Here is a 16,139-nt window from a genome sequence, read left to right on the forward strand (position 1 = left end):
TGCATGAAACGAAAGCTGACGATCTGTTTGTTGCTTGCTCTTATTTTTTATAATGGAAATGCCAAGGCTGCAGAGCGGGGAAGTCTCGAAGAATTAAATGATTTATCCGATACGGTCTTTCAAATGACCCGCCAGTCAAAATATGAAGAGGCCCTGCAAGTCCTTGCTTATTTCGAAAAAACATTAAAATCCGCTGAAAAAAAACAGCAAGACCCCATGCTAACCGGAGCCCAAATCCGTCAAATCACACTGGGCTATAACGATATGCTGCGGAGCTTAAAGCGGACCGATACATCAGATATGCAAAAACTCAGGGCAGCCGCACAATTCAGAATGCTGATGGATGCGGTTGAGAATCGATCTGATCCGCTTTGGGGCTCGTTGGAAAAACCGATTATGGAAGCCTTTGCTGAACTGAAGCAGGATGTTCAAAGCAATGAGCGTACGAGCTTTCATGAAAAGTGGAATGAATTTATCAGTTTATATGATTTGATTTATCCCAGCCTAACAATCGATGTATCAGAGGATCAGCTTGAAACAGTGGGAAAACATATAGATGTCATTGAGCAAGAGGAATTTCAGCAGATGACCGAGAGTACGAAGCTTGAACGACTATCCCTTCTTCAACATGATCTAAAAAACGTATTTGACAGGGTTGAGGAGGATGATGCTGATCCGTCCTTGTTATGGGTGATCATCACGACCGGCAGTATCATTATTACTGCTCTCACCTATGTCGGCTACAGAAAGTACAGAGCCGAGAAAAACAAGCTGAAAAAACGGGACTACCCTAAGTAATATGAGGGGCGGCTGCTGCCGCCTTTTTTTGATCAAATATCAACGAGGAAGCGGATTTTTATTTTCATCAAGCGTAAATCCTTCTCCGAGCACATCATGAACATCGCTTACCGCCACAAAGGCATGAGGGTCAACGGAGTTAATGACACTTTTCAGCATCACCAATTCGTTTTTCGGCACCACACAGTACAGAACATCTATGTCCTCTTTTGTATAGGAACCCTGTCCTTTCAAAATGGTGACGCCTCGTTCCATTTCTTCAAGAATCTTTTTTTGAATCAGATCGTTTTTCGCTGAGATGATCGTAGCGCCTTTAGCGGTGTATCCGCCTTCCTGTATAAAATCAATGAGTCTTGCCGCTACAAAAACGGCCACTAGGGTATACATCGCTTCTTTATAGGAGAGATAAGTAAGCAAAGACAAAATGATGACACAGGCATCAAAAGCAAACATCGTTCTGCCCATCGGAATCCCAAAATACTTATTGACCAATCGGGCGATGATATCAACTCCGCCTGTCGTACCGCCAAACTTAAATATAATTCCTAATCCGGCTCCGATAAACACACCGGCAAATAAAGCAGCGAGCGCTAAATCATGCTGAAGTGGCATATGTATTTCATATCGCTGAAAAATACTGAGAAACAGAGATAAGGCGACAGTCCCGACAAGGGTATAAACAAACATTGTTTTGCCGAGCAAACGCCAGCCGATAAAAAAGATCGGGATATTCAAAACCAAGTTCGAGATAGAGGGGCTGATATGGAAAAGGGCATATAGCAAAAGCGTAATACCTGTAAAACCGCCCTCAGCTAAATTGTTCTGCATATTGAAATGAACCAAGCCGAATGAAAAAATTGCCGCTCCGATTAAAATAAAAAATATGTTTTTTAATCTAATTTCTCCAAGCATCACACAAAACCCCTTTTCCTTCCATTGGATAGCGTTTATATTATAGTGGATGAAAAAGAAAACAGCAAACGTGCTTAAACATTTGTCAAACGTATCTGAATTAGCTAACATGTAAGAGGATGATAGGAGGTTTCGTGCAGTGAGTGAGAAAACAATGAAGGACATACAGGCTGAAGTAGACCGTTACATCGGCCAATTTAAAGAAGGATATTTCAGCCCGCTTGCCATGATGGCGAGGCTGACCGAAGAACTGGGCGAGCTTGCCAGAGAAGTCAATCATCGTTATGGAGAAAAACCAAAAAAAGCGACTGAAGATGATAAAAGCATGGAAGAGGAAATGGGCGACGTACTGTTTGTGTTGGTTTGTTTAGCCAACTCACTTGATATTTCATTAGAAGAAGCCCACGACCGAGTCATGCATAAATTTAATACGAGAGATAAAGATCGCTGGACTAGAATAGAAGAAGGAAAGTAGAGGAGATCAAGATGTCAAACGAAACAATTAAAGTTGTCATTGCAGGACCGCGTGGAAGAATGGGGCAGGAAGCTGTTAAATTGGCGGAACGCACACCTCATTTTGACCTTGTCGGGGCCATAGATCATACATACGACCAGCAAAAATTATCTGATGTGATGTCTGTTGAGTCAGATGCTCTCATTTACACAGATATCCATGCCTGCTTTACACAAAAACAGCCGGATGTCTTAATTGATTTAACAACGCCTGAAATCGGGAAAGTACATACAAAAATGGCGTTAGAGTACGGAATTCGACCGGTTGTCGGAACAACCGGTTTCTCTGAAGATGATGTAAAAGAACTCATGGCTCTAACAGAAGAGAAGGGAATCGGAGCCATCATTGCTCCAAACTTCGCTCTTGGTGCGGTGTTGATGATGAAATTTTCGAAAATGGCTGCCAACTACTTTGAGGATGTTGAGATTATTGAGCTTCATCATGACCAGAAGCTTGACGCGCCAAGCGGAACGGCGCTTAAAACAGCGGAAATGATTTCAGAAGTCCGTAAAGAAAAACAGCAAGGACACCCTGATGAAAAAGAAATTCTCCCTGGAGCCAGAGGAGCGGAGCAAAACGGTATCCGCTTGCACAGTGTCCGTCTTCCGGGGCTGGTCGCACATCAGGAAGTCATGTTCGGCATGGATGGCCAAACGCTTCAGATCCGCCACGATTCCTATAACCGCGCTTCTTTTATGTCAGGGGTTAAACTGTCAGTCGAACAAGTCATGAAGATTGACCAGCTTGTGTACGGATTAGAAAATATCATGGATTAGACAGGGGGATAAATGATGAAAATTGCTTTAATCGCGCATGACAAGAAAAAACAGGATATGGTTCAATTTACGACTGCTTATCGCAATATTTTGAGGCATCACGACCTATACGCAACCGGCACAACAGGGTTGAAAATTCAAGAGGCGACAGGACTTCAAATTGAACGTTTTCAATCCGGTCCTTTAGGGGGAGACCAGCAAATCGGAGCACTGATCGCGGCCAACGCACTCGACCTTGTCATCTTTTTGCGCGACCCGCTGACCGCGCAGCCGCATGAACCGGATGTCTCGGCATTAATCCGGTTATGCGACGTGTATTCCATTCCGCTCGCCACTAATATGGGTACTGCGGAGATTCTAGTCCGCACACTTGATGAAGGTGTTTTTGAATTCCGCAATCTTCTAAGGGGAGAAGAGCCGAATGTATAATGCAGACGTTCTTGCTTTTGGCGCCCACAGTGATGATGTCGAGATTGGAATGGGCGGCACAATCGCAAAGTTTGTCAAACAGGGAAAAAAAGTAATGATATGCGATTTGACTGAAGCGGAACTCTCTTCAAACGGAACGGTCAGTTTGCGGAAAGAGGAAGCAGCTGAAGCAGCCCGTATATTAGGTGCAGAAAAAAGAATGCAACTAACGCTTCCAGACCGCGGCCTGATGATGAGTGACCAGGCCATTCGGGCGATTGTCAGTGTGATCAGAACCTGCCGGCCCAAAGCGGTCTTTATGCCATATAAAAAGGATCGCCATCCGGATCACGGCAATGCCGCTGCACTGGTGGAAGAAGCAATCTTTTCCGCAGGAATCCACAAATATAAAGACGAAAAAAGCCTTCCCGCACATAAAGTAAGCAAGGTTTACTACTATATGATAAATGGTTTTCATCAGCCTGATTTTGTCATTGATATTTCGGATACAATAGAGGCCAAGAAACAGAGCCTTAATGCCTACAAAAGCCAGTTTATGCCGTCTGAGGATTCCGTTTCAACGCCTCTGACGAATGGCTATATCGAGATCGTTGAAGCGAGAGAAAAGCTTTACGGTAAAGAAGCGGGTGTGGGGTATGCGGAAGGTTTCTTTTCAAAACGGATGCTGATGCTCGATCATGATGTGCTTGGGGGCGAACAATGAAAAAACTGAAAATAGGGATCACATGCTATCCGAGCGTCGGAGGCTCAGGGATCATTGCGACAGAACTGGGGAAGCAGCTTGCTGAAAAAGGACATGAAATCCATTTTATTACGTCAAGCATTCCGTTTAGATTGAATACATATCACCCCAATATTCATTTTCATGAGGTTGAGGTTAATCAATATGCTGTTTTTAAGTACCCACCGTATGATTTGACATTGGCAAGCAAAATCGCCGAAGTGGCGGGACGGGAGAATTTAGACATTATCCATGCTCACTACGCTTTGCCGCATGCGGTTTGCGCCTATCTTGCAAAGCAGATGCTGAAACGCAATATCGGCATTGTGACAACTTTGCACGGCACGGATATTACGGTGCTTGGCTATGATCCGTCTCTAAAAGATCTTATCCGTTTTGCCATTGAGGCATCAGACAGGGTGACAGCTGTCTCCTCAGCGCTTGCAGCCGAAACGTACGATTTAATTAAGCCGGAGAAAAAAATAGAAACGATTTATAACTTTATAGACGAGCGCGTATATCTGAAGAAAAACACAGCGGTGATTAAAGAGAAACATGGTATTTTACCAGACGAAAAAGTCGTCATCCATGTGTCCAACTTCAGAAAGGTCAAACGTGTACAGGATGTCATCCGTGTGTTCCGGAATATCGCCGGCAAAACGAAAGCGAAGCTGCTTTTAGTCGGGGATGGACCGGAGAAGTCGACGGCCTGTGAGCTTGTCAGAAAATATGGATTGGAAAACCAAGTCTTAATGCTTGGAAATCAAGACCGTGTTGAGGAGCTTTATTCTATTAGCGACCTGAAACTGCTGCTGTCTGAAAAAGAAAGCTTCGGCCTTGTGCTGCTTGAAGCGATGGCTTGCGGGGTGCCTTGTATCGGAACGAACATTGGCGGCATTCCGGAGGTTATTAAGAACAATGTGGGCGGATTTTTGGTAGATGTCGGCGATGTTGCAGCCGCAACAGCCTGCGCGCTGCGAATTTTAGAGGATGAACAGCTAAGCACCCGTTTTACAAAGGCGGCAATGGAGATGCTGAAAAATGAATTTTCCTCACAAAAAATTGTCAGCCAGTATGAACAGATTTATGCCGATTTAGCAGAACCGGAGTGATCATATGGAACAAGTTTTTATCAAAGCGCTTCCCGTGCTGCGCACCTTAATCGAAGCGGGGCACCAAGCTTATTTTGTCGGAGGCGCAGTACGAGACAGCTATATGGGACGAAAGATCGGGGATGTCGATATCGCAACCGATGCGGCACCGGATCAAGTAGAACGGCTGTTTCTGCGGACCGTTGATGTAGGAAAAGAGCACGGAACCATTATTGTGCTCTGGGAAGATGAAACCTATGAAGTCACGACATTCCGGACCGAATCAGAGTATGAAGATTATAGAAGGCCGTCAGATGTGCAATTTATCACATCTTTAGAAGAGGATTTAAAACGCAGGGATTTGACGATTAATGCGATGGCCATGACAGCGGAAGCGAAGGTGCTCGATTATTTTGGCGGCAAAAAAGATATTGATCAGAAACTGATTCGAACCGTCGGAAAGCCTGAGGACAGGTTTCAAGAGGATGCGCTTCGTATGCTGAGAGCTGTACGTTTTATGAGCCAACTCGGCTTCACACTTTCACCTGATACAGAGGAAGCAATCACGAAGGAAAAAACACTGCTGTCCCATATTTCAGTCGAACGAAAAACAGTAGAGTTCGAGAAGCTGTTGCAGGGAAGTGCATCCCGCCGGGCGATTCAGACACTTGTTCAAACGGGGCTGTATAAGGAACTGCCTGGTCTATATCATAAAAGAGAGAATCTGATTGAAGCGAGTCAGTTTCCGTTTTACTCTTTAACATCCCGTGAGGAACTATGGGCTGCGCTTTTAATTGACCTTGATATAGCCTGGAAAGATGCCCCGCTTTTCCTGAAAGCCTGGAAGCTTCCAGGGAAAGTGATGAAGGAAGCCATTCACATTGCGCACACATATGGCGAGCGCCTTAACGCTATGTCAATGTACAAGGCTGGGGAAAAAGCACTTCTTTCAGCCGCCAAAATATCGCAGCTTCGGCAAAACGAAAAACTTGATAAAGAAAAATTGAAAGCCATTCAAGACACTTATCAAAGGCTGCCGATAAAAAGCCTTAAGGATCTTGATTTCACAGGTAAGGATTTGCTTGCGCTGCGAAACCGGCCTGCCGGAAAATGGGTGTCGGAAGAATTACAGCGGATCGAGCAGGCGGTTGTAACAGGAAAGCTCTCCAATCAAAAGAAACACATAGAGGAGTGGCTGAAGACATGCGGTCAACATTAAGAAAAGACCTTATTGAATTATTTTCTCAAGCAGGAAGTGAATTTATTTCAGGCCAAAAAATCAGTGATGTCCTTGGCTGTTCCAGGACTGCTGTGTGGAAGCATATTGAAGAGCTTCGAAAAGAGGGCTATGAAGTTGAAGCTGTTACAAGAAAAGGATATCGACTCATCAAAAAGCCCGGGAAACTCAGTGAAAGTGAAATTCGCTTCGGTCTGAAAACGGAAGTGATGGGCCAGCATCTTATTTATCATGACGTTCTAGCAAGCACGCAAAAAACGGCGCATGAGTTTGCGAATAATAACGCACCGGAGGGCACTCTTGTAGTGGCTGACAAACAAACAGCCGGCAGGGGGAGAATGTCAAGGGTATGGCATTCACAAGAGGGAAACGGTGTTTGGATGAGCCTGATTTTGCGGCCTGATACTCCGCTCCAAAAAACACCGCAGCTCACACTGTTAGCCGCAGTAGCCGTTGTGCAAGGGATAGAAGAGGCAGCAGGCATCCAAACGGATATAAAATGGCCTAATGATATTTTGATTAACGGAAAAAAAACTGTCGGCATCTTAACAGAAATGCAGGCTGAGGAAGACCGCGTGCGTTCGGTCATCATCGGGATCGGCATTAACGTGAACCAGCAGCCAGCCGATTTTCCGGATGAATTGAAGGACATCGCGACAAGCCTCAGCCAATCCGCCGGAAAAAAAATTGACCGGGCCGGTGTCATCCAGCATATCTTGCTTTCCTTCGAAAAACGGTACCGTGATTATATGACACACGGTTTTACGCCGATTAAGCTTTTATGGGAAAGTTATGCGCTGGGAATCGGCACACATATGAGAGCAAGAACGTTAAACGGAACCTTTTACGGGAAGGCGTTAGGTATTGATGATGAAGGCGTCCTCCTTCTAGAAACGACGGAAGGCATTAAAAAAATCTATTCTGCCGATATAGAATTGGGTTAATGTGTTGGTAGAAGCCCGTTGATTTTGATATACTTCCATTGGGCAGTATCGCCTGCGAACTGCACCTATTATAAAAATAGATAGACATTGCAGCAGTCTGCCTTGATCCAAAAAGGACTGGGACAGAGGGATGAAACTCGCCGAACTTTAGAAAGTGAAGAATCCTTCTCGTGTAACGGAAGGTTTTTTGGCTTGTATAAGAAATCGGCAGCTCATCTCCTCTAAACATGAGGAGGAGAAAACATGAAAACAAAGCTCGATTTTCTAAAAATGAAGGAGACTGAAGAACCAATTGTGATGCTGACCGCTTATGATTATCCGGCAGCTAAGCTTGCTGAACAAGCGGGAGTTGACATGATTTTAGTCGGTGATTCACTCGGAATGGTCGTCCTTGGCCTTGATTCAACTGTCGGCGTGACGGTTCAAGACATGATCCATCATACGAAAGCCGTTAAAAGGGGCGCGCCACATACATTTATCGTAACGGATATGCCATTTATGTCTTATCACCTGTCCAAGGAGGATACGCTAAAAAATGCAGCCGCTATCGTTCAGGAAAGCGGGGCTGACGCATTGAAGCTGGAGGGCGGAGAAGGCGTATTTGAATCCATTCGCGCATTGACGCTTGGGGGCATTCCGGTAGTCAGTCACTTAGGCCTCACGCCGCAGTCAGTCGGTGTATTGGGCGGATATAAAGTACAGGGAAAAGATGAACAAAGCGCTAAAAAATTAATAGAAGACAGTATAAAATGCGAAGAAGCGGGAGCCATGATGCTTGTGCTGGAATGTGTCCCTGCAGAACTCACAGCCAAAATTACAGAGATGCTAAGCATACCTGTCATCGGAATCGGGGCCGGTGTGAAAGCGGACGGACAAGTTCTCGTTTATCATGATATTATCGGCCACGGTGTAGAGAGAACACCTAAATTTGTAAAGCAATATACGCAAATTGACGAAACAATCGAAACCGCAATCAGCGGATATGTCCAGGATGTAAGACAGCGTGCTTTCCCTGAACAAAAGCATTCCTTTCAAATGAATCAGACAGTGCTGGACGGCTTGTACGGAGGAAAATAAGATGAGACAGATTACAGATATTTCACAGCTCAAAGAAGCCATAAGACAATATCAGTCAGAGGGGAAGTCAATCGGATTTGTACCGACGATGGGCTTTCTGCATGAAGGGCATTTAACCCTTGCAGACAAAGCAAGACAAGAAAATGACGCCGTCGTTATGAGTATTTTTGTGAATCCCGCGCAATTCGGCCCTCATGAGGATTTTGAGGCATATCCGCGCGATATTGAGCGTGATGCGGCCCTTGCAGAAAACGCCGGAGTCGATATTCTCTTTACGCCTAGTGCTCATGATATGTATCCCGGCGAAAAGAATGTTACGATTCACGTCGAAAGACGCACAGACGTTTTATGCGGACGCTCAAGAGAAGGACATTTTGACGGTGTTGCAATTGTATTGACAAAGCTGTTCAATCTTGTGCAGCCGACTCGCGCCTATTTCGGTTTAAAGGATGCACAGCAGGTGGCAGTTGTTGATGGCTTAATCAGCGATTTCTTCATGAATATTGAACTGGTTGCTGTTGATACAGTCAGAGAGGAAGACGGCTTAGCCAAAAGCTCCCGCAATGTATACTTAACAGCTGAGGAAAGAAAAGAAGCGCCTAAGCTATATCGGGCCCTTCAAACAAGTGCGGAACTGATCAGAGCCGGTGAAAGAGACCCTGAAGCCGTGATAAAAGCTGCGAAAGAAATCATTGAAACGACAAGCGGGACCATTGACTATGTGGAGCTATATTCCTATCCGGAACTTGAACCTGTGAACAACATAGAAGGAAAGATCATTCTGGCTGTTGCAGTTGCTTTTTCAAAAGCGCGTTTAATAGATAATATTATTATTGATATTCGAGAAATGGAGAGAATATAATATGTATCGCACGATGATGAGCGGCAAGCTGCACAGGGCAACCGTTACTGAAGCAAATCTGAACTATGTGGGAAGCATTACAATTGATGAAGATCTCATTGATGCGGTGGGAATGCTTCCTAATGAAAAAGTGCAAATTGTGAATAATAATAATGGAGCACGTCTGGAAACGTATATTATTCCTGGTAAACGCGGAAGCGGCGTCATCTGTTTAAACGGTGCAGCCGCGCGACTTGTTCAGGAAGGAGATAAGGTTATTATCATCTCCTACAAAATGATGTCTGATCAAGAAGCGGCAAGCCATGAGCCGAAAGTGGCTGTTTTGAATGATCAAAACAAAATTGAACAAATGCTGGGGAACGAACCGGCCCGTACAATTTTGTAGAAGAAAAGCCCCCCTTTATCGGGGGTTTTCTTTTAAGATTTCGAGAGTAAAACGGTTTTGCCGCTCCATTTCCGTACAAAACGTGTTACACTTTTGTCGTATGCAAGAATTGAGGTGTCCATTTTAATGAATAAGCAACGGTTCGTTGTTATAGATGTAGAAACAACAGGGAATTCGCCAAAAAAAGGCGATAAAATCATACAAATCGCAGCGGTTGTAATCGAAAATGGACAAATTACTGAGCGGTTTTCAAAATATATTAATCCAAATAAATCCATTCCTGCTTTTATTGAGCAGCTTACAGGAATCTCGAATCAAATGGTAGAGCATGAACAGCCGTTTGAGGCTGTCGCTGAGGAAGTGTTTCATTTGCTTGACGGCTCTTATTTTGTTGCCCACAATATCCATTTCGATCTTGGGTTTGTCAAGTATGAGTTACATAAAGCGGGCTTTCAGCTGCCAGATTGTGAAGTGCTGGATACTGTCGAGCTCTCCCGTATTGTTTTTCCTGGGTTTGAAGGGTATAAGCTAACCGAATTAAGCGAGGAGCTTCAACTGCGGCATGATCAGCCGCATCGGGCTGACAGCGACGCTGAAGTGACAGGGCTTATTTTTTTGGAAATCCTCGAAAAGCTGCGGCAGCTTCCTTATCCGACGTTAAAACAGTTAAGAAGGCTTTCGCAGCATTTTATCAGTGATCTGACGCATTTGTTGGATATGTTCATTTATGAAAACAAACATACTGAAATACCGGGCTATGCGCGCTTTTCTTCCTTTTCTGTCAGAGAACCCGAATCAATCGATGAAGGTGCCGATGAGGACGGGAATTTTTCATTTGAGATGGAAAATTGGGAAGCAGGCAATGAAAAAGCGCTGTCAGAGTTAATGCCCGGGTATGAAAAAAGAGAAGGCCAAATGATGATGATGAAAGAGGTGGCTGAAGCGTTTGCCAATCGTGAGCATGCGCTGATTGAAGCTCCTCCGGGGATCGGAAAAACAATTGGCTACCTTATTCCGGCTGCGCTTTTTGCCAAGAAATCGAAAAAGCCGGTCATTATTAGCACGTATTCAACGCTTTTACAGCAGCAGATTTTGACAAAGGATTTGCCGATAGTCCAAGAGCTGTTTCCATTTCCGGTAACAGCGGCGATCCTAAAAGGGCAATCGCATTATGTATGCCTGTATAAATTCGAGCAGGTGCTTCACGAAGAAGATGATAATTATGATGCCGTACTGACAAAGGCACAGCTCCTCGTTTGGCTGACAGAGACAAACACAGGAGATGTAGCTGAACTGAATCTGCCTTCTGGCGGGAAATTGCTGTGGGACAGATTGGCTTATGACGATGACTCCTATAAAAGAAGCCGTCATGAGAGTGTAACCGGCTTTTATGAGCGCGCCAAGCAGATTGCCATGCGGTCCGATTTGGTGATTACCAACCATTCCCTTCTGCTGACCAATGAAGGCAGCCAGAAAAAAAGACTCCCTGAAAGCGGCACATTTATTATCGATGAAGCGCATCATTTTGAGCGTGCGGCGAGCGAACATTTAGGGAGAAGAGCCACGTACATAGAATTACATTCTAAATTGAACCGAATCGGCACCCTGAAGGAACAGGGGCTTCTAAAAAAGTTGAGACAGCTATTCCAGCGAAACAATCTGCCAGTTGATTCTTTTTTCGAAGTGGAAGAGTGGATTCAGCACATCCAAGCAGAAAGTGATGCTTTGTTCAGCTCTTTGCATTCTTTTGTCAAACGAAGAAAACCTAAAGAAGACTTAAACCGTCTAGTCTATAAGGTGAACAAAGAAAGCCAAGATAACAGCTGGCTGATGTTATCGGATGGAGCCGAAAGGCTTTGTTCTATGCTGACACATTTGCACCAGCTTTTTGAGGCACAGTCGGTCCTGATGCAACAACATCTGACGAGTATGAAGAGCAAAACCGCCTTTTTAGCTGATGAATATCAAAAGGTCATGAAAGGCTTGCAGCTTTATTGTCAAACGTTGCAGCAGCTGTTCTTTGACTCTGATGACGATGAAGCCGTTTGGATTGAAATAGACGCAAAGGGAGCAAAAAATGCGGTGGCCATTTACGCACAGCCGCTTGAACCTGGTGAACTCCTTGCTGATCAGTTTTTCGCTCGCAAAAACAGTGTGGTTCTGACATCTGCAACCCTTACTGTCGAAGATTCTTTTCAATTTATGATTGAACGTCTCGGTCTTGGTGACTTTTTCCCGCGGACCATGAGAATTGAGCCGCCTTTTTCTTACGATGACCGCATGCGGGTGATGATTCCAAAAGAAATGAAATCAATCCAAGATACGGGGCAAACTGAATTTATACAGGATACGGCCCGTTATATCGAACTGATGGCAAAGGAAAAACAGCCTAAAATCCTTGTGCTGTTTACATCCCATGATATGCTGAAAAAAGTTCATCAGGAGCTGAAGCACGCAATGAGTGCTTCCGGCATTCAGCTCTTGGCGCAAGGGATTACAGGCGGAAGTCCCGGCAAACTGATGAAAACTTTTAAAACATCAAATCAGGCGATCTTGCTTGGTACAAATCATTTTTGGGAAGGCGTTGATTTTCCTGGTGATGAGCTGACAACGGTAATGATCGTGAGGCTTCCATTCCGCTCCCCTGATCATCCGCTTCATGCTGCGAAATGCGAGCTTGCCCGAAAGCAAGGGCAAAACCCGTTTCAAACCGTATCACTTCCGGAAGCTGTGCTGACCTTCAAACAAGGAATCGGTCGCTTGCTGCGGACAGCGGGAGACAAAGGAACGATTGTCATCTTGGACAGACGAATTAAGACGGCTGGTTATGGCCGGCTGTTCCTTGAGGCTTTGCCGACAACATCCGTACATGAAGTGACTGACAGCGAGCTTGAGGCATATGTTTCAGGGGAAAATGGATAAAAGCCGCATAAAGCGGCTTTGGCGGTGTGGGAGTAGGATGGTGTTTTATTTAAAAGCGGTATTGCCGCTCTGTGATACTAGTATGGCGTGTCCTGAAATGGAGTATGACTAACAATATTTGTTCAAACTGGAGGATGAAAAAATGGAAAGCAAAATCGAAATTCTATCAACAATTAATGTAGAGCATTCTGACGATCTGTATAAAATTGTAGACACACTGAATCGGACACTGAAAAGAGATAATCTGATGTTCGGCCTTGCACTGGATGAGGAAAACAACAACCAAGCCGTTTTTACCATTTATCGTACGTAGGTGAGAAGATGAGAAAAAAAGCATTAATATTTACCGCCATTTTTGGTATTATTTTTTTAGCAGTACTTCTTGTCTCGGCAAGCATCTATAGATCAGCCATGGCACAAAAGGAAGAGGGGCACGAAGCAGCAGCTGCTGAAGCTAAAAAAGAAACCGATCTCGCCAACGTTGATCAAGTCGAAACATTTGTCGGAAAAGAAAAATATTATATTGTAAAAGGAACAGACAAAAAAGGAAGCAAATTTTATGTCTGGGTTCCTGCTGATAAAAAAGCAAAAATTCTCTCAAAAGAAGCAAAAGAGGGAATCTCGGAAGACAAAGCGGCGAAAATCATACAGGATGAAGGGCTGGTTTCAAAGCAAAAAGAGGTTCATTTGGCAAGAGAGGGAAATGTTCTGCTTTGGGAAGTAACGTACTTAGACAAGGAAGGCCAATACAGTTTAAGTTATGTGGACTTTACAACTGGTAAGATTCTCAAGAATATGACGCCTTAAAGACGAATTAGGGGGAGTTCAAGTTGAAACTGGCAAAAAGAGTATCCGCATTAACACCGTCTACCACACTGGCTATCACAGCAAAAGCGAAAGAACTGAAAGCGGCAGGCCATGATGTCATCGGCTTAGGGGCAGGCGAACCTGACTTCAATACACCGCAGCACATTATTGATGCTGCTTTGCGTTCTATGAATGAAGGCCATACGAAATACACGCCTTCAGGTGGTCTGGCTGAACTCAAAAACAGCATTGCTGAGAAATTTAAACGTGACCAGAATATTGAATACAAACCGTCGCAAATCATTGTCTGCACTGGTGCTAAACATGCGCTGTACACCCTTTTCCAAGTGATTTTGGATGAAGGAGATGAAGTCATTATACCAACGCCTTACTGGGTGAGTTATCCAGAACAGGTAAAACTCGCTGGCGGAAAGCCTGTTTATGTAGAGGGGCTTGAGGATAATCATTTCAAACTTTCTCCTGAACAGCTGAAATATGCGATCACGGATAAAACAAAAGCGATCGTCATTAATTCTCCAAGCAACCCGACAGGTGTTATGTATACGGAAGACGAACTGGCGGCGCTCGGTGAAGTATGCCTTGAACATGACATCCTGATTGTGTCTGACGAAATTTATGAAAAACTTACATACAGCGGAAAGAAACACGTTTCCATTGCCGAGCTGTCTGACAGCCTGAAAGAGCAAACGGTTATTATTAACGGCGTGTCGAAGTCACACAGCATGACGGGCTGGAGAATCGGGTATGCGGCTGGGGCTGAAGACATTATTAAAGCGATGACGAACCTAGCAAGCCACAGCACGTCAAATCCGACATCAATCGCACAGTACGGAGCGATTGCTGCTTATAATGGGCCTTCTGAGCCGCTGGAAGAAATGAGAGTAGCATTTGAACATAGATTAAATACAATCTATCCGAAGCTCGCGGAAATCCCCGGATTCAGCTGTGTGAAGCCGGAAGGTGCTTTTTACCTTTTCCCGAATGCAAAAGAAGCGGCTCAATCTTGCGGTTTCAATGATGTAGATGAATTTGTAAAAGCGCTTCTTGAGGAGGAGAAAGTTGCGATTGTTCCAGGATCCGGTTTTGGCTCTCCTGATAATGTCCGTCTTTCTTATGCCACATCGCTAGAGCTTCTTGAAAAAGCGGTTGAAAGAATCAAACGATTTGTAGAAAAACATAGCTAACAGATCAAAAAGCGGCTGACTGAAAAGCCGCTTTTTATCTGCATTGACCCGGCTAGTTAAGAGCGGGTATAATAAAGTGATGATAAAAGAGTTCGCGGGGCAATGGGCTTCCGAATGTCTTTCTTGTTTTGGAGGGAAATATGTTGAAAACAACAATCAACCAAGTGTATAAGCACGTAGGTGAGGAAGTAACGATCGGAGCTTGGGTCGCTAATAAGCGTTCAAGCGGGAAAATCGCGTTTTTGCAGCTGCGGGACGGTACCGGGTTTATTCAAGGTGTCGTAGTCAAAGCGGAAGTGGAAGAAAGCATTTTCCAAACAGCTAAATCAGTGACACAGGAAACGTCACTCTATATAAAAGGGATTGTAAAAGAGGACGAGCGATCTCCGCTTGGTTATGAACTAGCTGTAACCGGTATTGAAGTCATTCACGAAGCGACTGATTATCCAATTACGCCAAAAGAACACGGCACAGAATTCTTGATGGACCACAGACATTTATGGCTCCGTTCAAAACGCCAGCACGCGATCATGAAAATCCGTAATGAAATCATTCGCGCGACTTACGAATTCTTTAATAACGAAGGCTTCGTAAAAGTGGACCCGCCGATTCTGACTGGAAGCGCACCTGAAGGAACAACAGAGCTTTTTGCGACAAAGTATTTTGATGAAGATGCGTACCTGTCCCAGAGCGGTCAGCTCTACATGGAAGCTGCGGCAATGGCTTTAGGAAAAGTATTCTCCTTCGGGCCGACATTCAGAGCGGAAAAGTCTAAAACAAAGCGCCACTTGATCGAATTCTGGATGATCGAACCGGAAATGGCCTTTGTGGAGTTTGAAGAGAACCTTCAAGTACAGGAAAATTACGTTTCTTTCATCGTGCAATCGGTTCTTAAGAATTGCAAAATTGAATTAAACACATTAGGAAGAGACACATCAAAACTTGAGCAAATGAAAGCTCCGTTCCCAAGAATCACGTATGATGAAGCAATTGATTTTCTTAAAGAAAAAGGCTTTGACGATATCGAGTGGGGAGACGACTTCGGGGCGCCTCATGAAACAGCGATTGCTGAACACTATGACAAACCGGTGTTCATTACTCGCTACCCGACGTCATTAAAGCCATTCTATATGCAGCCGGCTCCTGACCGTGACGATGTCGTGCTGTGCGCTGACCTGATTGCGCCGGAAGGCTATGGAGAAATTATCGGCGGATCTGAGCGGATTCATGATATGGAGCTTCTGGAAGCGCGTCTTAAAGAACATGGACTGGATTCTGACGCATATAAATGGTATGCTGAACTTAGAAAATATGGATCAGTTCCTCATTCAGGCTTCGGCCTTGGATTAGAGCGGACAGTAGCTTGGATTAGCGGAGCGCCTCACGTTCGTGAAACCATTCCGTTCCCAAGACTGTTAAACCGTCTATATCCATAATACATTCAAATGAAACAAGAAAA

General features: G+C 44.6%; 17 protein-coding genes. 16 read left to right on the top strand and 1 reads right to left on the bottom strand.

Features of this window, described 5'->3' with window-relative positions:
- Positions 1 to 3 precede the first annotated feature (3 nt).
- The gene (gene ypjB, locus BV11031_RS06740) at positions 4 to 798 is read left to right on the top strand and encodes a sporulation protein YpjB (protein ID WP_010330528.1); all 795 of its coding nucleotides are present in this window, start codon (positions 4 to 6) and stop codon (positions 796 to 798) included.
- Between the two features lie 39 nt (positions 799 to 837).
- Here ypjB and BV11031_RS06745 read toward each other — a convergent pair whose 3' ends face one another.
- A complete protein-coding gene (locus BV11031_RS06745; protein WP_010330529.1) occupies positions 838 to 1,710 on the bottom strand; it encodes a YitT family protein in 873 nt (290 codons plus the stop codon).
- A gap of 139 nt (positions 1,711 to 1,849) precedes the next feature.
- Here BV11031_RS06745 and BV11031_RS06750 point away from each other — a divergent pair, with 139 nt between their 5' ends.
- From BV11031_RS06750 to asnS, 15 genes are all read left to right on the top strand, one after another.
- A complete protein-coding gene (locus BV11031_RS06750) occupies positions 1,850 to 2,185 on the top strand; it encodes a nucleotide pyrophosphohydrolase (protein WP_010330530.1) in 336 nt (111 codons plus the stop codon).
- 11 nt (positions 2,186 to 2,196) lie between these two features.
- The gene (dapB, locus tag BV11031_RS06755; RefSeq protein WP_010330531.1) at positions 2,197 to 3,000 is read left to right on the top strand and encodes a 4-hydroxy-tetrahydrodipicolinate reductase; all 804 of its coding nucleotides are present in this window, start codon (positions 2,197 to 2,199) and stop codon (positions 2,998 to 3,000) included.
- A gap of 15 nt (positions 3,001 to 3,015) precedes the next feature.
- Positions 3,016 to 3,429: a methylglyoxal synthase gene (mgsA, locus tag BV11031_RS06760; RefSeq protein WP_010330532.1), complete on the top strand. Its 414-nt coding sequence runs from the start codon at positions 3,016 to 3,018 to the stop codon at positions 3,427 to 3,429.
- The gene (gene bshB1 / locus BV11031_RS06765) at positions 3,422 to 4,132 is read left to right on the top strand and encodes a bacillithiol biosynthesis deacetylase BshB1 (RefSeq protein ID WP_010330533.1); all 711 of its coding nucleotides are present in this window, start codon (positions 3,422 to 3,424) and stop codon (positions 4,130 to 4,132) included. The genes mgsA and bshB1 overlap by 8 nt, the downstream gene beginning before the upstream one ends.
- On the top strand, positions 4,129 to 5,262 hold the full coding sequence (bshA, locus tag BV11031_RS06770) for an N-acetyl-alpha-D-glucosaminyl L-malate synthase BshA (protein ID WP_010330534.1): 1,134 nt from the start codon (positions 4,129 to 4,131) through the stop codon (positions 5,260 to 5,262). Before bshB1 ends, bshA begins: the two co-directional genes overlap by 4 nt.
- 4 nt (positions 5,263 to 5,266) lie before the next feature.
- A complete protein-coding gene (locus BV11031_RS06775) occupies positions 5,267 to 6,460 on the top strand; it encodes a CCA tRNA nucleotidyltransferase (protein ID WP_010330535.1) in 1,194 nt (397 codons plus the stop codon).
- A complete protein-coding gene (locus BV11031_RS06780) occupies positions 6,445 to 7,422 on the top strand; it encodes a bifunctional biotin--[acetyl-CoA-carboxylase] synthetase/biotin operon repressor (protein ID WP_010330536.1) in 978 nt (325 codons plus the stop codon). The genes BV11031_RS06775 and BV11031_RS06780 overlap by 16 nt, the downstream gene beginning before the upstream one ends.
- Before the next feature lie 243 nt (positions 7,423 to 7,665).
- Complete coding sequence (gene panB / locus BV11031_RS06785) at positions 7,666 to 8,499, top strand: 3-methyl-2-oxobutanoate hydroxymethyltransferase (protein ID WP_010330537.1); 834 nt, start codon at positions 7,666 to 7,668, stop codon at positions 8,497 to 8,499.
- A 1-nt stretch (position 8,500) separates the two neighbouring features.
- Positions 8,501 to 9,361, top strand: a complete 861-nt coding sequence (gene panC / locus BV11031_RS06790; protein ID WP_010330538.1) for a pantoate--beta-alanine ligase — start codon at positions 8,501 to 8,503, stop codon at positions 9,359 to 9,361.
- A 1-nt stretch (position 9,362) separates the two neighbouring features.
- Positions 9,363 to 9,746 (top strand): aspartate 1-decarboxylase, encoded by a 384-nt coding sequence (gene panD, locus BV11031_RS06795; protein ID WP_003225586.1) that lies wholly within the window; start codon positions 9,363 to 9,365, stop codon positions 9,744 to 9,746.
- A 126-nt stretch (positions 9,747 to 9,872) separates the two neighbouring features.
- Positions 9,873 to 12,668, top strand: coding sequence for an ATP-dependent DNA helicase DinG (gene dinG / locus BV11031_RS06800; RefSeq protein ID WP_010330539.1), 2,796 nt, complete (start codon positions 9,873 to 9,875; stop codon positions 12,666 to 12,668).
- 142 nt (positions 12,669 to 12,810) lie between these two features.
- Positions 12,811 to 12,981, top strand: coding sequence for a YpmA family protein (locus BV11031_RS06805; protein ID WP_010330540.1), 171 nt, complete (start codon positions 12,811 to 12,813; stop codon positions 12,979 to 12,981).
- Positions 12,982 to 12,989: 8 nt separating this feature from the next.
- Positions 12,990 to 13,475, top strand: coding sequence for a cell wall elongation/penicillin-binding protein regulator TseB (gene tseB / locus BV11031_RS06810; RefSeq protein ID WP_010330541.1), 486 nt, complete (start codon positions 12,990 to 12,992; stop codon positions 13,473 to 13,475).
- Between the two features lie 23 nt (positions 13,476 to 13,498).
- Positions 13,499 to 14,680 (top strand): aspartate transaminase AspB, encoded by a 1,182-nt coding sequence (gene aspB, locus BV11031_RS06815; RefSeq protein ID WP_010330542.1) that lies wholly within the window; start codon positions 13,499 to 13,501, stop codon positions 14,678 to 14,680.
- A 143-nt stretch (positions 14,681 to 14,823) separates the two neighbouring features.
- Complete coding sequence (asnS, locus tag BV11031_RS06820; RefSeq protein ID WP_039074543.1) at positions 14,824 to 16,116, top strand: asparagine--tRNA ligase; 1,293 nt, start codon at positions 14,824 to 14,826, stop codon at positions 16,114 to 16,116.
- Positions 16,117 to 16,139: the final 23 nt, after the last annotated feature.

This window comes from Bacillus vallismortis, assembly GCF_004116955.1.
GTDB lineage: Bacteria > Bacillota > Bacilli > Bacillales > Bacillaceae > Bacillus > Bacillus vallismortis.